The sequence below is a fragment of the Amycolatopsis cynarae genome (assembly GCF_026802195.1).
Classification (GTDB): domain Bacteria; phylum Actinomycetota; class Actinomycetes; order Mycobacteriales; family Pseudonocardiaceae; genus Amycolatopsis_E; species Amycolatopsis_E rhizosphaerae.
Window position 1 is genome coordinate 4,037,790 of the sequence record NZ_CP113836.1, and the last position, 16,318, is coordinate 4,054,107.

Below are 16,318 nucleotides of genomic sequence, written 5' to 3' on the forward strand. Positions count from 1 at the left end.
CGAACGTGCGAAAAACGTGTGAACGCGGCTGTTCTCAGCTGGCTCTCATCAACCTGCCAGCGGGCTCCTAGGAAAGCTCACCAGACTCACATCCGTGTTCGAGAAAAATCGGCCAGAAGGAATCGCGGTGAGTGTGGCACGGCTGTTGTCCGTGAGAGCCAGGGAACGGCCGGGCACGGCCGCGTTCCTGTCCGGTGAGGACGGTCGCGAGCTGAGCTGGGGCGCGCTGGCCGAGCACGCCCTAGCCTGGCGGCGCGGTGTCCGGCCGGTCAGCAGGGTGGGCCTGGTGATCGCCGACCCGCTCGCGTTCACCGCCGCCTACCTCGGCTGCCTGTCGGCCGGGCTGACCGTGGTGCCGGTCGACCCGCGGCTGCCTGCCGCCGAGGTGTCCGCCGCCCTCGCCCGGCTCAGGATCGACGTGCTCGTCACCGATCGCCCCGGTGAGGTGTCCCAGCCCGGCCTGGAAACCTGGCAAGCCGGGCTGGGCCTGCCCCGGCGCCTCCTGGGCGGCACCGCGCTTCGTCCGAGCACCGGCGTCCCGTGCCGCCCCGCGGTGCTGCTGACCAGTTCCGGGACCACCGGGCGGCCGAAGGGGATCCCGCTGAGCGAGGCGCAACTGCTGCACGCCGCTTCCCGCGTCGCGCGCCACCACGGCTTCACCCGCGCCGACCGCGGTTACACCCCGCTGCCGCTGTTCCACGTCAACGCGCAGGTGATGGGCCTGCTGGCCACCGTGGTCAGCGGGGCCTCGCTGGTGATCGACGCGCGGTTCGACGCCGGCGAGTACTGGTCCCGTGTGGAGCGCTTCTCCCCCACCTGGCTGAACGCCGTCCCGGCGGTGCTGGCCTCGCTGGCCCGGTGTCCCGCCCCACCGGCGCGGCTGGCCGGGCCGGTCCGGTTCGCCCGCTCCGCCTCGGCCCCCCTGCCGCCCGCGACCGCGCTGGCGTTCACCGAGCGGACCGGGATCGGCGTGCTGGAGACCTACGGCATGTCCGAAGCGGCCGGGCAGATCACCGCGAACCCGCTGGACCCCGCCGCGCGCCGCCCCGGCTCGGTCGGCCTGCCCGTCGGGGTGGAGCTGACCGTCGCCTTGCCGGACGGCACCCCGGCCCGCCCCGGTGAGGAGGGCCAGGTGCTGCTGCGCGGACCGAACGTCCTCGCCGAGTACCTCGAACCGTCCGAGAGCGGCCCGGAACGCACCCGCCCGGCCCGCGACGGCTCCGGCTGGCTGCCCACCGGGGACGTCGGCGTACTCGACGGAGACGGTTTCCTCCGGCTCGCCGGGCGCATGGACGACGTGATCAACCGCGGGGGCGAGAAGATCCACCCGCAGGCGGTGGAAAACGTCCTGCTCGACCACCCCGGCATCGCCGCGGCCGCGGTGGTCGGTGCCCCGCACGAACGGCTCGGGCAGGTGCCGGTCGCGTTCGTCATCCCCCGCCACCACGACACCGGCGGACTCGAGGATTCGGTGCGCGCGTGGTGCGAAACCCGGCTGGCCCGCTACCAGCGGCCTACCGTGATCGAGCTGACCGACGCCCTGCCCCTCGGCCCGACCGGCAAGGTGCTGCGGCGCGCGCTGCGGGCCGAGCCGGCAGGCGTGCGGTGACGGCCCGCGGAGGGCACCTGCACTACGTGGACCTGATCCGGGTGCTGACCGTGGGCCTGGTCATCGGCACGCACGTACTGGCCCTCGCCCCGGTCCCGCCGACCGTCCTGATGGGACTGCTGGGCACCGTCTTCCACACCAGCCGTGAGATCTTCTTCCTGCTGACCGCCTTCGTGCTGACCTACTCCACCGGACGGAAAAGGGTGCACTGGCCGCGGTTCTGGCGGCGCCGCTTGCTGCTGGTGGCGGTGCCGTATCTGCTGTGGACGGTCCTGTACTTCTTCGCCGACGGAAAACCGTTCTCCGGCAGCGCACTGGTCACCGACGTGCTCACCGGAACCGCGCGCTACCACCTGTACTTCCTACTCGTCTCCCTGCAGATCTACCTGGTGTTCCCGCTGGTGCTCCGGCTGCTGCGGGCCACCGCCGGAAGGCACGGCCCGCTGCTGGCCGCGGCCGTGCTGTTCCAACTGGCGTTCGCGGCGGCCGTGCAGTGGCAGTGGCCGCTGGGCCCGCTGTCCGGCTGGGTGCGGTCGCCGGACGCCCTGCTGCCGAGCTATCTCGGGTACGTGCTGGCCGGGGCGATCGCCGCCTGGCACCGCGACCGGCTGGTGGCCTGGACGCGGCGGCACACCCGCGTCGTGGCCCTCGGCTGCGCCGCGGCGATCGGTGCGGCGATGAACGTGTTCGTGATCCAGATGTTCGTGGCCGGGCAGCCGCCGTTGCGGGCGAGCATGGTGTTCCAGCCCGCCGTCGTGGTGGAAAGCTTCGCCATCGCAGGGGCCTTCCTCGCCGCCGGGCTGGCTTGGCAGGACTCGGGACGCCGGGGCGAGCGGCTGGTCACCGCCGCCTCCGACGCCTCGTTCGGCATCTACCTCGGCCATCCCCTGCTCCTGCAGGGCGCGCTGCTCGCCGCCGGCAGCCTCGGCCTGACCGGCTACGCGCAGACCGTGCCGAACGCGGCGGTACTCGCCGTGCTCGTGCTGGTGCTGGCACCGGCGCTCTACCTCGCTTCCGGACTGGTCACCGCGCTGGCCCGGCGCACCCCGGCCAGCCTCGCACTCACCGGCCGGACCTGGTCACGACCCGCCCCACCGCCCCGCGAGGCGGTGCGCACCGGATCGCTCGCCGAATCGCTCGCCGAATCAGGAGGAACGCGATGAGCCGCACCACCATGATGATCGACCCCGGCCTGCCGACCGGCCTGTTCACCGACATCGTCGCCAGCCACGGGCAGTTCGTCGATCTGGTCAAGTTCGGCTGGGGCACCGCGCTGGTCACCCGTGATCTGGACCGCAAGATCGCCGTGCTGCGCGAGGCCGGGATCGGGTTCTACTTCGGCGGCACGCTGTTCGAGCACCACCTGTGGCGCGGCAGGCTCGACGAGTTCCTCGCCCTGGTGGACTCCACCGGCGCCACCCACATCGAGGTGTCCAACGGCAGCATCCCGTTGGAACAGTCCGAAAAGGCCGGTTACGTCCGCAGGATGACGCGCTACCGGCCCGTGCTGTCCGAGGTCGGGTACAAGGACGCCGAACGCTCCGCGCGCCTGAAGCCCGCCGACTGGGTCGAAGCCATCCGCCAGGACCTCGACGCGGGGGCCGAACTGGTGATCACCGAGACGCGGGAAAGCGGCCGCAGCGGCATGGCGCGGCCCGACGGGCAGTTGCGCGACGACGTGCTCGCCGCGGTACTCGCCGCCGTAGCCCCGGAGCGGCTGCTGTTCGAAGCGCCCACCAAACAGTTGCAGGTCGAACTGATCCGCGCGCTGGGGCCTTCGGTGAACCTCGGCAACGTCGCCCCGTCCGACGTGCTCGCGGTGGAAACGCTGCGGCGCGGCCTGCGCGGCGACACCCTGCTCCAGCTGGTCCCCGCGGCCGGAGAACTTCCCCAGCCACGCACGATCTCCGTGGCCTGACCGTCCGAAAAGGAGTGCAATGCGATCCACCCACGATGCCTGCCACGTCGCGATCCCGGCCCGGGACCTGGACGAGGCGGTCGAGTTCTACGTCTTCGGCCTCGGTGCGAAACTGGCCCGCCGCTACGACGACCGGGTCACCTTCGACTTCTTCGGCGACCAGCTGGTGTGCCACCTGTGCGAGGACGTGCCCGCGGAGGCGGTGGCCTATCCCCGGCACTTCGGGGTGAGCTTCGCGCGGGCGGAGGACTTCGACCGGCTGGTGCGGCTGGTCGAGTTCCGGAAGCTGCGCACCCTGTCGGGCCCGTCGATCCGGTTCGAGGGCACCGCCGAGCAGCACCGCACGATCTTCCTGGCCGATCCGTCCAACAACGTGATCGAGTTCAAGAACTACGACGACCCGCGTCTGCAGTACTGATGGGCACGCTGCTTTTGGTGCGGCACGGCGAAAGCGAGTGGAACCTGGCCGGCCGTGTGCAGGGGCAGTCCCCCGCCGCCGGGGGTCTGACGGAACGGGGGCGCGCACAGGCGGCCAGGACCGCGGCGCGGCTCGCGCGGGAACACCCGGACGCCGGCGCCGTCTTTACCAGCGATCTGCCCCGCGCCAGGGAGACGGCCGAGATCATCGCCGGCACGCTGGGCCTGCCACTGGCCGAGGACCCGTTGCTGCGCGAGCAGTACCTCGGCGAGCTGGAGGGCCGGGCCTTCGACGAACCCGAGGACGGGGGCACCGTCCGCGACCTGATCGAACGACTCTGGCGGCGGCCCGATGAGCGGCCGCCGGGCGGGGAAAGCATCACCGGGCTCTACCTGCGGGTGCACGGGGTGCTGGCGGACTACGTGGTCCGGCGGCCCGGCAAGCTGATCCTCATCGCCCACGGCGGGCCGGTCCGCGTCGCCACCACCGCGGCCGACCCGCTGTGCGGCGAACCGGTGCCGCGCAGCGAGGTCGGCAATGCCTCGATCACCCAGGTGGCACCGGAACGGTTGATCGTCCTGCGGGACACCCTGTGTCCCGCGGCGAAAGGCTAGCGCTCGGCTGCGGACTTGAGGCGCCGCAGGGTGGCCTCGATGTTGGCCCGGTTGTGGTCCGCACGCTGCCAGACACCGGTGACCAGCGAACTGGGCGAACGGAACCAGGCGGGCCGGCGGTCCCAGGTGCTCTCGACGACCACACACCCGTCGCCGTCGGGCTCCAGGTCGTACTGCCACCGTGAGACGGGGATGCCGAACGAGGAGACCTCGAAGGCGAAACGCTTTCCCGGCACTGCGTCGGTGATGGTGGACACCGTGTTCCAGCGGCGCAGCCCGCGCTTGTTGGTGCCCCGGAAACGCGCGCCCACCCCGGCCGAGGTGGCGCCGCCGAGCCAGCGGTACCCGCTGTATTCCTCGGCGCACCCGGCGAGCGCACCGGGGTCGCTGACCAACTCGTACACGCGCTCGGCGGAGGCGGAGACCGCGATACGGCCGGTGGCATCGGGGAGGACTTCAGAGGACATGCGCACCTCGCGGCGTTGCGGGGACAGCTGACATACCAACAGTATGTACGAATCACCGGCCCCGCTCAAGGCCGTCCCCGGCACCGCCGTTCCGGCCGGACTTTGCCGGAACCCTGGGGATTTTCCCGTGAGGGGACCCCTCACGGCCGCCGCCCCTTCACGGCACTCCCCCATCGGCGGAAGCGGTTGTGGGAGAGTAGGCCGCGATGCCGGTCGACTCGGGAAACAGAACGAAGCTGCTGCTCGGTGGGGCGCTGGTGGTCGTCCTCGCCGTGCTCACCGCGATCCTCACCCTGCTCGGGGTGCTGCCCGCCGCGCTGGGCTGGACGCTCGTCGTCGTGGCGGCCGGGGGCCTCGCGGCTTCCGTCCTCCTCCGCGAGCGTCGCGGTTCCGCTCCCCGCGAGGAGGCGCCTCCTCCCGACGTCCTCGACGCGCTGCGTGCGACAGGGGCGGTGCAGGTGCTCCCGGTGCACGAACTCGACCCGGTCCGGCTCGGCGTGCATCCGGCCCGCGCGGTCCCCGGCCTCGCCCCGCTGCCCCCGTACCTGCCGCGCACCGCCGACGCCGAACTGGACGGTGCGCTGCCGCGCGGCGGGCTCGTGCTCCTCGAAGGGGATTCGGCCAGCGGCAAGAGCCGCACCGCGGTGGAGGCGATCTGCCGCAACGCCCGGAAACTCGGCTGGCAGCGGGTGCTGCTCCCCCGGGACACCGCCGCGCTCCGCGAACTCGCGGCCCACCCCTCGGCGCTCGCGAACACCGTCGTCTGGCTCGACGATCTCGACCGGTACCTGACCACGGAAAGCCACGACGAGCCGCTGCTGGCCGCACTGCGGCCGGCGAAACGCGCCGGTGCGGTACTGCTGGCCACCCTGCGGACCGAGGCGCGCGGCGCACTCGGTTCCGAAAACCCGAAGGCGCGCCCGGTGCTCGCCGGAGCCCCGCCGGTCCGGCTCGACCGGCACCTGGACCAGACGGAACGCGCCACCGCGGCGGGGTATCGCGACGATCCGCGGATCGGCGCGGCCCTGGACAGCGCGGAGGGTTTCGCCGAGTACCTGTGCGCGGGACCGGCCGCACTCGCGCGCTGGCACGCCGGACGGTCGGGGGCGAACGAACCGGGTGCCGCCCTGGTCAGCGCCGCGGTCGACCTGCGCCGCGCCGGGTTCGCCGAGGACATCCCCTTCGAGTGGCTGGCCCGGTTGCACGGCGTCTACCTGTCCGGCGACTTCCGCGCCCGCGGCGGGACCGACCCCGGCGGCGGGCTCGTCTGGGCGGCCACCCCGGTGCACGGCGCCGGGCCCGCGCTGCGGCCGTCGGGCCGGAACCACTTCCGCCCCTTCGACTATCTGGTGGACCGGACCATTCTCGACGAGGCGGCCCCTCCGGTGCCGGAACCGGTGTGGCGGTGGCTACTGGAGATGCGCGGGCTCGGTGCCGACCAGTCGTTCCGGCTGGCGCGCGCCGCGGCCCGCGCCGGGCGGCACGAGGACGCGATGCGGGTGTGGTCCGCCTTGGCAGGCACCGGCAACCCGCATGCGCTGCTCGCCCTCGGCCGCGCGGAGCAGGCACGCGGCGACGAGTCCTCGGCGGAACACTGGTACCGCCGCGCCGCCGACGCCGGGAACAGCTGGGCCATGACCAGCCTCGGCACCCTGGCCGAACGCCGCCGTGACACCGAGACCGCCGAGCGCTGGTATCGCAGCGCCGGCGAGGCGGGCGACCCCAAGGGCCTGATCAACCTGGGCGGCCTGCTCGCACAGCAGGGCCGGATCAGCGAGGCCCGGTCGGCCTACCGGCGGGCGGCGGGCAGCGGCGATCCCGACGGCCTGCGCAAGGAGGCCGTGCTCGAGATCCTGCACGGCGACCGGCGGCGCGGCACCGCGCTGCTGCGGCAGGTCGCCCTGTCCGGCGATCCGGCCGCGGTGCGCCTGATGGGCCTGCTGGCGCCGACCGGCGACGCCGCCGAGCAGCGCTCGGAGATCGATGCGCTGCGCAGCCTCGCCGCGGAGACCGGGGACACGGAGGCGGCGCTGGAACTGGCCCGCAACCTCTGGAACCAGGGGGATCTCGACGCCGCCGAAAGCTGGTTCACCCGGGCGGCGGAGTCGGGAGACAGCGGGGTCGCCGAGTTCGGCCTGGCGGTGCTGCTGGAGCAGCGCGGCAGACCGGCCGAAGCCGAACCGTGGTACCGCCGGGCCGCCGCACGCGGCCTGCCGGAGGCGATGCTCAACCTCGGCACGCTGTTGCAGGACCGCGGCGAGGCCCAGAAGGCAGAACACTGGTACCACCGCGCGCTGGCGGCCGGGCACCTCGCGGCGGAGGTGAACCTCGGCGCGCTGCACTGGCACCTCGGGAACTTCGCCGAGGGCCAGCGCTGGTACCAGCGCGCCGCGGCACGCGGTGACGAACTGGCGAAACGGGCCCTCACCGGACCGGGCACGCCCTCCTCCTGAAAGGCCGCGCGAGTCCCATACTCGCGCCGCGAGGGTGGGACACAAACGCGCGAGCGTGGGACTCACCGCCGCGAAGGCGCCGTCGGGCCCTGCCCGGTCCGGGCCTCTAAGCTCGGCCCATGGCGAAGTACTTCGACGTGCATCCGGACAATCCGCAGCGGCGCTCGATCGATCAGGTGGTCGGCATCGTGCGCGAGGGCGGCCTGATCGCCTACCCGACGGACTCGTGCTTCGCGCTCGGCTGCCAGCTGGGGAACAAGGACGGGCTGGACCGGATCCGGAGCATCCGCCATCTCGACGAGCGCCACCACTTCACCCTGGTGTGCCGGGACTTCGCCCAGCTCGGCCAGTTCGTCGTGATCAACAACGCCGTGTTCCGCGCGATCAAGGCCGCCACCCCCGGCAGCTACACGTTCATCCTCCCCGCCACTCGCGAGGTGCCGCGGCGCCTGCTCAACCCGAAGAAGAAGACGGTGGGCGTGCGCATCCCCGACCACGTGGTGGTGCAGGCGCTGCTCGACGCGCTCGGGGAACCCCTGGTGTCGAGCACGCTGCTGCTGCCCGACCACGAGGAACCGCTGACCCAGGGCTGGATGATCAAGGACGAACTCGACCACGTGCTCGACGCGGTGATCGACTCCGGCGAGTGCGGCACCGAACCCACCACGGTCATCGACTTCTCCGACACCGAACCGGAAATCGTCCGCTACGGCGCCGGAGACCCCAGCCGCTTCGAGTGATCCCGGACAGGCACTACCGAAAACCTCGGGTGGATTCTCGGGGAAACTTCACGAACGCTCACGGGTCACGAGCCGGGGCTTGCTTCTTGACCTGAAGCATCCTGCGGATTCGTCGGGCCGGGGGTGGCGGCACTGCGGCGGGCGCGGAGTGCGCGGACCCTGCCTCGACTGGCGCACGCCGGGGACGGGCACCAGCGCCGCCGGCCCGGCGGGTCGGTGAAGACACCCCGGCAGTCGTATTCCGGGCAGCTCTTCAGCGCGAGCCGGTCGGCGCCGGTCAGTTGGTCCACCGCCTGACGGCCGATCCGGGCGAGGGCGACCGCGGTCGTCGCTGGTGGTTTGCGTCGCAATCGGTCGTCCGCGGTCAGCTGGATCGGGTCATCGTGTTCGGCTAGGAACGCGGCCAGATCCGCCACGGCGCCGGCAGGTGGCGGCTCCTCGTCCACGGTGGCCAGTGCGATGACGCGCAGCGTCTCCCGCACCGTCTGCGCCTGGCGTAAGTCGTCGTGATCGGGAGGCCGAACCGGGTTGAGTTCGCACTGTTTCAGCCATTCGGTGAGCCGTCCGGGCGTGGCGAGCCGCTCGACGGGGTTCGCGCTGAACGTACGGCCCTTGGTGGCAAGCAGGTTCAACCAAGTGGTGCCGCAGTCGAAGCGGAACGCGAGCGCGTCCTCCTTGACCATGAAAAGAGTGTAACGCTTCGAGCGTTACGTACGCTAGTTTGGTAACGCCCAACGCGTTACAAGAGCCGAAAGTGGGGACACGACCGTGACGAGAAGCCACAACTTGTCCGAGCAGCTGACGCCGGCACGGCTGGACCGCGATGAGGGATACCGGGTGCTGGACGTACTCCAGGACGCGGGGACGCAGCAGGCGACACTGCCCGGTCTTGAGCAGCTCGCCCCGGGTTTCGCCGACTGGATCATCACTACCCTGTTTGGTGGCACCTACCTGCGCGAGGGGTTGTCGCTACGCGACCGGCAACTGGTCAACCTGGCGGCACTGACCGCGCTGGGCGGGGTGGACCCCCAGCTTGCCGGTCACGTCAAGACCTCGTTGCGGGTCGGCATGACCCATCAGCAAGTCGTCGAGGTCTTCGTCCACCTGGCTCCCTATATCGGCGTGCCCAAGGCGCTGGCTGGGCTCCGTATTGCCGCGACCGCGCTCGCCGACAGGGAACAGGAGGCCGCGCGATGACGGCCGTGATTCGGACCGTGCTCGGGGACATCGCGCCCGAGGAACTGGGAGTCTGCGATGCCCACGACCACCTGTTCGTCCGCACCCCGGCGTTGCCGGGACAGGAACTGGACGACGACGAAGCCGCGCTTGCCGAGTTGACCGCCTTCGCCGCGCTCGGCGGGCGCGCGGTAGTGCAATGGACGCCCTGGGGAATGGGACCACGAACCGAAGACTTGCCCGGTCTGTCCCGGCGGTCGGGCGTCCACATCATTTCCGCGACCGGAATGCACCAGGCCAGGCACTACGCCCGGGGCGGGTTGGAGCGCGTTTACGACGGGCTGGCCGGACTGTTCATCCGCGAGCTGACCGAAGGCCGGGTAAGGGCAGGAATGATCAAGGTGGCCGGGGCGTACCACAGGCTCGACGACCATGCCCGGCACGTCATGACCGCCGCGGCCGAAGCGCATCACGCCACCGACGCACCCATCGGCGTCCACCTGGAAGCCGGGACCGCCGCACCGGACGTACTCCACTTTCTGTGTGACACGCAGGGCGTTCCCGCACAGCGGGTAATCCTTGGGCACCTCCATCGATTCCCCGACCCGAGAATCCACCAGCAGGCCGCTGAAGCGGGTGTCTTCCTTGCATTCGACGGCCCGTCCCGGGTGCACCACGCCGCCGACTCGCACTTGCTGGACAGCCTCGCCGCACTCGCCGACACCGGCCACGCCGAACAGATCCTCCTCGGCGGCGACACCGTCACCCCCGCGGCCAGGTCAGCTGCCGACGGCCCAGGCATACCGTTCCTGCTCGGCGGCCTACGACCTCGGATCGAACGCGAACTAGGCCCGGACATCGCATCCGCGATCTTCACCGACAACCCCGCCCGCGCATTCGCCGCACACTGGCAGCGGCCATGACCGGCACCGGATCGAACGGCCCGCCGCTTACACGGCAAGACCGCGGCTAGACCAGGGGGCGGCCTGCGGCGAGGCGGCGCCGCAGGTCCCAGAGGTAGAAGTTGTACGGGAACTCCCGCACCACCCGGGGCGAGTTCCGGGCCGCCGTCCCGATCACCCGCATGAGCCGGTCGAACCGCTCCTGCCGCCGCGGCGACCAGGACAGCCGCATCTCCTCCCGGAAGCGCGGCGGCAGGAAACCCGTGGTCACGAAGAGGTTGAAGTGCGCGAAGGGGGCGCGCACGGGCGCGGGCAGGAACTTCAGGGTCGCGATGTCGTACAGGTGCTCGCGCACCGTGTCGTCGATCGAGACCTTCTCCAGCGCGGCGTGCCAGTACTCCTCGAAGGCCGCCCGGTCGGCGGGCCACATCTCCTCGCGCACCTGAAGGGTGGTGCCGAGGGTGGCCGAGGCGCGGTAGACCTCTTCGAGGGTCTGTTCGTCGAACGGGCCGAGGAACACGGTGCAGGTGTCCTCGAAGCCCCGGTACAGGCAGGCGGCGACCCACAACTGGAGTTCGGGGTCGAAGGCGTTGTACCGCACGGGACTGGATGCGGTGGAGCGCACCTGCGCGTGCTGCTTGTTCACCGCCTTGCGGTAGGCCTTGCGCTCCTCGTCGGTGCCGAGCACGGCCACCGCGAGATAGGTGAGGGTGGTGCGGGTGCGCTTGACGGGATGATCGAACAGCCGTCCGCTCGCCACCCGGCTTTCCACCACGCCGTAGCCGACGCCCGGATGCGCCAGCTGCATGATCACGTTGGCCGCGCCCGCCAGCAGGCCCGCGCCGAGCATCGTTTCGTCCAGTTTCGCCGAGCGAGAATCCGCGACCGTCATTGTCCGTCCCCTCACGCCTGAGCACATCTGATCACAGCCGTTAGCAGATATGCAACGCCAGGCCGTACCGCCTGTCAAGATGGTGGGCATGGACACGACCCCGGAGGCACCTTCGGCACCCCTGCGGACCTACGGCGGTGTCGCGGGTGAAGACCGCCAGGCCGGGCGCCGCGCCCAGCTGGTCGAAGCGGGCCTGAACCTGCTCGGCGCGGCCGACGGTCCGCAGGAGTTCACCGTGCGCGGTGTCTGCCGCGAAGCCGGCCTCGCCGCACGGTACTTCTACGAGAACTTCGCCGACCGGGACGCGCTCGCGATCGCCGTCCACGACCACGTGGTCACCGACATCGCCACCAGCACCCTCGCCGCCGTCCGCGCCACGCCCGGGGACGCCCGCGCCCGGACCCAAGCGGGCCTGCGGAACCTGGTGCGCAAGATCGCCGAGGACCCCCGGCGGGGCCGCCTGCTGTTCTCCCCTGCCCTCGGACACACCGTGCTGGCGCAGCGCCGCGTCGAATCCACCCGCTGGTTCGTGCACCTGCTCGGCCTGCAGGCACGCGAGTTCTACGGCCTCGGCGAGAGCACCCGGGTGGAACTCATCGCCCAGATGCTGGTCGGCGGGCTCGCCCAGGCACTCACCTCGTGGCTGGACGGCACCCTGCGGGTGGACGAGGCCGGTCTGGTCGAACTGGCGACGGAGATCTTCGTCAAGGTGGCGGACCTGGTCTGACCCTCGCCGCCGTGCTTTAACGATCGGTAAGTAAGGACCGGTGGTGTAGCCTGTGGACGTAGGTTTTTCCGGGTCTGACGATGGGTGTGGGCCGTGGCGGCAGGCAGGACGGTGGGCAAGGCGGCCGGGCAGGACTGGCGCCACTACGAGCCACTGGACCTGCCGCCCATCCTGACGCACGCCCTGGATGCCTTCTACGAGCAGGGTTTCCACGGCACGGCCGTGCGCGACATAGCCCGCCGCGTCGGCGTCACCGTGCCCGCGCTGTACTACTACTACGAGAACAAGGAAGCCATCCTCGTCGCCCTGCTGGAAACGGCGACCAACGACGTGGCCTCCCGCGCGTTCGCGGCCGCGGAAGAGGGCGGTGACCGGCCCGAGGTGCGGTTCGCCAACGTCATCGAGGCGGTCGTGCTGCACATGACGCACCGGGTCCGGCTGGCGGCGCTGGACTCCGAGCTGCGCTACCTGCAGCCCGCCAACCGCAAGCACTACGCGGCCACCCGCAAGAAGCTGGAGAACCTGCTCACCGGCATCATCACCGACGGCGTGCGGGCGAAGGTCTTCACCGTCGCGGAGCCCGCGGAAACGAGCCGGGCCCTGCTGGGCATGTGCCAGGCCGTCGCCACCTGGTTCCGCGACGACGGCCCGCTGCGGCCCGAAAAGCTCGCCGCCCGCTATGTCGCCATCGCGCTGATGACCGTGGGTGCCCAGCCCGGATCCCGGCGCGCCCGGCCCCGCCCGGGCGGGACCCGCTGAATCCGGCCGGGACTTACTGAGCGCTCGTTCAAGAGCGGAAACCACGGTATGGTCGGGGAAACTTCCGCGACCGCAGTGAGGTGCCGAGGATGTCCCGCCCGATCCGCATCGCCAACTTCTCCGGCTATCTCGGCGACCGCTACACCGCCGTGGACGAGGTCATGGCGGGCGACCCGGTCGACGTCCTGGTCGGCGACTACCTCGCCGAGGTCACCCTCGCCGCCCTGGCCTCCCGCCACCGCGCGGACCCTTCCCGCGGCTACGTCGAGTACTTCCTGGACCAGATCACTCCGCACCTGCCCGCACTGGCCGCACGGGGCATGAAGGTGGTGACCAACGCGGGCGGCTTCCACCCGGCGGGGCTGGCGGCCGCGCTGCGCGAACGCATCGAAGCGGCCGGGGCCGGGCTCACGGTGGCCTGCGTCGAGGGCGACAACGTGCTCTCCCGGCTGCCCGAGTACGCACAGGCCGGGCACGCGCTGGAAAACCTCGACACGGGCGCTCCCCTGTCGTCGTGGGGCGTGGTGCCGCTGGCGGCGAACGCCTACCTCGGCGGCCGGGGCATCGCCACCGCGCTGGCCGAGGGCGCCGACATCGTGGTCTGCGGCCGGGTCACCGACGCGTCGCTGACCGCGGGCCCCGCGGCCTGGTGGCATGACTGGGCCTGGGACGACTGGGACGCGCTGGCGGGCGCGGTGACCGCCGGGCACATCATCGAATGCGGCCCGCAGGCGGTGGGCGGGAACTTCTCCGGGTTCACCCGGATCGCGAACATGCTGCTGCCGGGCTTCCCGATCGCCGAGATCGCCGCCGACGGCGGCAGCGTGATCACCAAGCATGCCCGCGACGGCGGCGAGGTCACCGTGGACACGGTGACCGCCCAGCTCGTCTACGAAATCCAGGGTCCGCGCTATCTCAACCCGGACGTCACGGTGCATCTGGACACCGTCCGCGTCACGGCGGCGGGCAAGGACCGGGTCGCCCTTTCCGGCGCGACCGGCTCACCGCCTCCACCGTCCACAAAGGTCGCGGTGTTCGGGCAACTCGGCTTCAGCACCGTCAACACCGTCTACGTCACCGCCCCGGACGTCGACGCCAAGATCGAACTGCTGCGCGCGCAGATCTCCCGCGAACTGCCCGAGGGGGTGGACGCGCTGGAGATCACCCGGATCGGCACCGCGGCCACCGACCCGGAGACGCAGTGGGACGCGACAGTGGCCCTGCGGGTGATGGCCACCTCCCGCGAGCGCGAAGCACTGACCGAACTGAACCTCGCCCAGCGGCTGCTGAGCCTGTACCTGCAGAGCATTCCCGGCTTCTACCACGACGGCGGCGCCGCCTTCGGCGGCTCTCCCCGCCCGCGCATCGACTACTGGCCCGCGCTGCTGCCGATGGCGGCCGTCGGGCACCGGGTGGTGTTCGCCGACGGCCGCGTGCTCGACATCGCACCCCCGTCCGAGACCGCGACGGTGGCCCAGCCGGTGCATCCGGAACCGGGACCCGCCGAGGACACCGGCCCGCTGCGGCGCGCGCCGCTCGGTTCGGTCGCCTACGCCCGCAGCGGGGACAAGGGCGGCAACGCGAACGTGGGGATCTGGGTGCCCGACGAACGCGCCTGGCCGTGGCTGCGCGATCACCTGTCCACAGCGGAGCTTCGCAGGCTGGTGCCGGAGGTCAAGGACCTGCCGGTCGTGCGGCACGAGTTCCCCCGGCTGAAGGCCGTGCACTTCGTGCTGCGCGGGCTGCTCGGGACCGGCGGCTCCTCGAACCTGCGGGTGGACCAGGTCGGCAAGGCGGTCGGCGAATACCTGCGCGCCAAGCACGTGCTCATTCCCGAGGAACTGCTGACGAGGAGGGAAAACGGCGATGTCGCTGACTGAGCGGGTGGCCAAGGCGGTGGCGAACCCGGCGTCGGACGACGCGTTCGACGCGCACGCCGAACTCACCGAGGTGCTCGCGGGGATCGGCATGAGCCCGGACGAGACCGGCGGCACCATCACCTTCCTCGGCGCGGACCCGGTGGTGCCCAGCACGCTGCGGCTCGGGGGCGCGGCCGCGATCGCGCTGGCCGCGAAATCCGCCGCGCTGGCCAAGCTGTGGCGGCTGCGCGGCGGCGAGGGCCAGGACATCGTGGCGGACCTGCGGGTGGCACCGCACCGGCTGTGCCCGTTCTACGACCGCAAATGGGAGCTGCTCAACGGTTATCCCGGCAACACGGCCGCCAACGCGAGCCAGGCGCTGGGTTTCCGCTTCTACCGCACCGCCGACGACCGGTGGATGATGCCGCTCAACCCCTACCCCCGGATCAAGCTCGCCGCCCAGCGGCTGCTCGGCGTGCCCGAGGATGGCGAGGCGGTGGCCGCGGCGATCGCCCGCTGGCGGGGCCGGGACCTCGAACAGGCGGGGGCCGAGGCCGGGACCGTGCTGCCGATGCTGCGCACCGCCGAGGAACTGCTCGGCGAAGAGCACTATCGCGAGGTGCTGGCGGAGATGCCGCTGGTGGAGATCACCAGGATCGGCGACAGCGAACCCGAGCCGCTGCCCTCGGGCGGCGGCAATCCGCTGTCGGGCCTGCGGGCACTGGGCATGGGGCACGTGATCGCCGGGGCCGGGGTGGGCCGGGCGCTCGCCCTGCACGGCGCGGACGTGCTGAACCTGTGGCGCCCCGACGAACTCGAGCACGACGTGACCTATCTCAGCGCCAACGTGGGGGTGCGCTCGGCCACGGTGGACCCGCACCGCGACGGCGGCCGGATCGGCGCGCTGCTGGCCGGTGCCGACGTGTTCTTCGCCAACCGGCGGCCAGGATATCTGGCCAGAATCGGCCTGTCGGCCGAGGAGGCGGCCGCGATCCGGCCCGGGATCGTGCACGCCACCGCCTCGCTCAACGGCGAGCGCGGCCCGTGGGCCGGGCGCGTGGGCTTCGACCAGACCGCGGGCAGCCTGGTCGGCATGATGCACCTCGAAGGCGGCGAGCGCGGCCCGGCGCTGCCGCCGATCCTCGTGGTCAACGACTACATCGTTTCGTGGCTGCTGACCGCGGGCATCGTGGCGGCGCTGATCCGGCGTGCCGAGCGGGGCGGCAGCTACCGCGTGCACGTCTCGCTCACCCGGGCGGCGCTGTGGATCCTGAGCCTGGGCGTGTTCGACCCCGGCTACGCCCGCGAGATCGCCGGCACCGGCGAACTGCACGCCTACCTCGATCCCGAGACGTTCACCGCGGACACGCCGCTGGGCCGCTACCAGGGCGTGACCGAGCAGGTGCTGATGTCGGCCACCCCGGGCCGGTACCCGTTCGCGCTCGTGCCCCGCGGCTCCTGCCGTCCGGAATGGACGGCAGCGCCCCGGCAAGGCGGGGGAAGAATCATCCGGTGAGCACGGCGATCCGGCGGGGGACTCCCGCCTGGCGGTAGTTGGGCGACTTCCGCACGTCCCTGTTCGCCGGGCAGGTGCTCGCCCCGCGGATCGCCCACTCCGTGGTGGCCGCCGGGGTGTCCGGGACCACTCCACCCGCACCGAGGATCCCTGGCCGCGCCTGATGCGCACCGCCGCTTCGCCGTCGGTCCACCTCTGCCCTCGAATCGCGCAGGAACACCACATCCAGCGGAAATCGGCGGTGGGATCGACCGCCGGTGGAATTCTA

17 protein-coding genes are annotated in these 16,318 nt (G+C 71.6%); 13 read left to right on the top strand and 4 right to left on the bottom strand.

Going from position 1 to position 16,318, the window contains the following annotated elements:
- Positions 1-127: 127 nt before the first annotated feature.
- Genes ORV05_RS19260 through ORV05_RS19280 form a run of 5 tightly spaced genes read left to right on the top strand, consistent with a single transcriptional unit; the run spans position 128 to position 4,559 of the window.
- Positions 128-1,609 (top strand): class I adenylate-forming enzyme family protein, encoded by a 1,482-nt coding sequence (locus ORV05_RS19260; RefSeq protein WP_268440905.1) that lies wholly within the window; start codon positions 128-130, stop codon positions 1,607-1,609.
- Positions 1,606-2,772 carry an acyltransferase gene (locus tag ORV05_RS19265; protein ID WP_268440907.1) on the top strand — a complete coding sequence of 389 codons (1,167 nt, stop codon included), beginning with the start codon at positions 1,606-1,608 and terminating at the stop codon, positions 2,770-2,772. The genes ORV05_RS19260 and ORV05_RS19265 overlap by 4 nt, the downstream gene beginning before the upstream one ends.
- A complete protein-coding gene (locus tag ORV05_RS19270; RefSeq protein WP_268440909.1) occupies positions 2,769-3,527 on the top strand; it encodes a phosphosulfolactate synthase in 759 nt (252 codons plus the stop codon). The genes ORV05_RS19265 and ORV05_RS19270 overlap by 4 nt, the downstream gene beginning before the upstream one ends.
- 19 nt (positions 3,528-3,546) lie before the next feature.
- Entirely contained in the window at positions 3,547-3,945 is a 399-nt protein-coding gene (locus tag ORV05_RS19275) for a VOC family protein (protein ID WP_268440911.1), read from the top strand.
- A complete protein-coding gene (locus ORV05_RS19280; RefSeq protein WP_268440913.1) occupies positions 3,945-4,559 on the top strand; it encodes a histidine phosphatase family protein in 615 nt (204 codons plus the stop codon). The genes ORV05_RS19275 and ORV05_RS19280 overlap by 1 nt, the downstream gene beginning before the upstream one ends.
- Here the strand turns inward: ORV05_RS19280 and ORV05_RS19285 are convergent.
- Positions 4,556-5,026, bottom strand: coding sequence for an SRPBCC family protein (locus tag ORV05_RS19285; protein ID WP_268440915.1), 471 nt, complete (start codon positions 5,024-5,026; stop codon positions 4,556-4,558). The two genes, ORV05_RS19280 and ORV05_RS19285, sit on opposite strands and share 4 nt — an antisense overlap.
- Before the next feature lie 206 nt (positions 5,027-5,232).
- On the opposite strand from ORV05_RS19285, the gene ORV05_RS19290 reads away from it, so the two are divergent.
- Positions 5,233-7,479, top strand: a complete 2,247-nt coding sequence (locus ORV05_RS19290) for a tetratricopeptide repeat protein (protein WP_268440917.1) — start codon at positions 5,233-5,235, stop codon at positions 7,477-7,479.
- A 119-nt stretch (positions 7,480-7,598) separates the two neighbouring features.
- Complete coding sequence (locus ORV05_RS19295) at positions 7,599-8,219, top strand: L-threonylcarbamoyladenylate synthase (protein ID WP_268440919.1); 621 nt, start codon at positions 7,599-7,601, stop codon at positions 8,217-8,219.
- 65 nt (positions 8,220-8,284) lie between these two features.
- On the opposite strand, the gene ORV05_RS19300 is transcribed toward ORV05_RS19295, so the two are convergent.
- Complete coding sequence (locus ORV05_RS19300; RefSeq protein WP_268440921.1) at positions 8,285-8,902, bottom strand: CGNR zinc finger domain-containing protein; 618 nt, start codon at positions 8,900-8,902, stop codon at positions 8,285-8,287.
- A gap of 103 nt (positions 8,903-9,005) precedes the next feature.
- On the opposite strand from ORV05_RS19300, the gene ORV05_RS19305 reads away from it, so the two are divergent.
- Both ORV05_RS19305 and ORV05_RS19310 read left to right on the top strand, forming a co-directional pair.
- On the top strand, positions 9,006-9,416 hold the full coding sequence (locus ORV05_RS19305; protein ID WP_268440923.1) for a carboxymuconolactone decarboxylase family protein: 411 nt from the start codon (positions 9,006-9,008) through the stop codon (positions 9,414-9,416).
- Entirely contained in the window at positions 9,413-10,318 is a 906-nt protein-coding gene (locus ORV05_RS19310) for a phosphotriesterase family protein (protein WP_268440925.1), read from the top strand. Before ORV05_RS19305 ends, ORV05_RS19310 begins: the two co-directional genes overlap by 4 nt.
- Before the next feature lie 46 nt (positions 10,319-10,364).
- On the opposite strand, the gene ORV05_RS19315 is transcribed toward ORV05_RS19310, so the two are convergent.
- Positions 10,365-11,189 (bottom strand): oxygenase MpaB family protein, encoded by an 825-nt coding sequence (locus ORV05_RS19315; protein WP_268440927.1) that lies wholly within the window; start codon positions 11,187-11,189, stop codon positions 10,365-10,367.
- Positions 11,190-11,277: 88 nt separating this feature from the next.
- Between ORV05_RS19315 and ORV05_RS19320 the strand changes: the two genes are divergently transcribed.
- The 4 genes from ORV05_RS19320 to ORV05_RS19335 all read left to right on the top strand — a co-directional run bounded on the left by ORV05_RS19320 (position 11,278) and on the right by ORV05_RS19335 (position 16,050).
- Positions 11,278-11,916 carry a TetR/AcrR family transcriptional regulator gene (locus ORV05_RS19320; protein ID WP_268440929.1) on the top strand — a complete coding sequence of 213 codons (639 nt, stop codon included), beginning with the start codon at positions 11,278-11,280 and terminating at the stop codon, positions 11,914-11,916.
- A gap of 93 nt (positions 11,917-12,009) precedes the next feature.
- Positions 12,010-12,675, top strand: coding sequence for a TetR/AcrR family transcriptional regulator (locus tag ORV05_RS19325; protein WP_268440931.1), 666 nt, complete (start codon positions 12,010-12,012; stop codon positions 12,673-12,675).
- 89 nt (positions 12,676-12,764) lie between these two features.
- Complete coding sequence (locus ORV05_RS19330; RefSeq protein WP_268440933.1) at positions 12,765-14,555, top strand: acyclic terpene utilization AtuA family protein; 1,791 nt, start codon at positions 12,765-12,767, stop codon at positions 14,553-14,555.
- Positions 14,542-16,050 carry a CoA transferase gene (locus ORV05_RS19335; RefSeq protein WP_268440935.1) on the top strand — a complete coding sequence of 503 codons (1,509 nt, stop codon included), beginning with the start codon at positions 14,542-14,544 and terminating at the stop codon, positions 16,048-16,050. The genes ORV05_RS19330 and ORV05_RS19335 overlap by 14 nt, the downstream gene beginning before the upstream one ends.
- Here ORV05_RS19335 and ORV05_RS36370 read toward each other — a convergent pair.
- A complete protein-coding gene (locus ORV05_RS36370; protein ID WP_326938070.1) occupies positions 16,040-16,243 on the bottom strand; it encodes a hypothetical protein in 204 nt (67 codons plus the stop codon). The two genes, ORV05_RS19335 and ORV05_RS36370, sit on opposite strands and share 11 nt — an antisense overlap.
- Between the last annotated feature and the right edge of the window lie 75 nt (positions 16,244-16,318).

Coding starts and splice junctions, on each gene's coding strand:
- ORV05_RS19300 (WP_268440921.1), bottom strand. CDS start 8,902: ATGGTCAAGGAGGACGCGCTCGCGTTCCGCTTCGACTGCGGCACCACT.
- ORV05_RS19280 (WP_268440913.1), top strand. CDS start 3,945: ATGGGCACGCTGCTTTTGGTGCGGCACGGCGAAAGCGAGTGGAACCTG.
- ORV05_RS19290 (WP_268440917.1), top strand. CDS start 5,233: ATGCCGGTCGACTCGGGAAACAGAACGAAGCTGCTGCTCGGTGGGGCG.
- ORV05_RS19275 (WP_268440911.1), top strand. CDS start 3,547: ATGCGATCCACCCACGATGCCTGCCACGTCGCGATCCCGGCCCGGGAC.
- ORV05_RS19320 (WP_268440929.1), top strand. CDS start 11,278: ATGGACACGACCCCGGAGGCACCTTCGGCACCCCTGCGGACCTACGGC.
- ORV05_RS19335 (WP_268440935.1), top strand. CDS start 14,542: ATGTCGCTGACTGAGCGGGTGGCCAAGGCGGTGGCGAACCCGGCGTCG.
- ORV05_RS19295 (WP_268440919.1), top strand. CDS start 7,599: ATGGCGAAGTACTTCGACGTGCATCCGGACAATCCGCAGCGGCGCTCG.
- ORV05_RS19270 (WP_268440909.1), top strand. CDS start 2,769: ATGAGCCGCACCACCATGATGATCGACCCCGGCCTGCCGACCGGCCTG.
- ORV05_RS19315 (WP_268440927.1), bottom strand. CDS start 11,189: ATGACGGTCGCGGATTCTCGCTCGGCGAAACTGGACGAAACGATGCTC.
- ORV05_RS19310 (WP_268440925.1), top strand. CDS start 9,413: ATGACGGCCGTGATTCGGACCGTGCTCGGGGACATCGCGCCCGAGGAA.
- ORV05_RS19330 (WP_268440933.1), top strand. CDS start 12,765: ATGTCCCGCCCGATCCGCATCGCCAACTTCTCCGGCTATCTCGGCGAC.
- ORV05_RS19285 (WP_268440915.1), bottom strand. CDS start 5,026: ATGTCCTCTGAAGTCCTCCCCGATGCCACCGGCCGTATCGCGGTCTCC.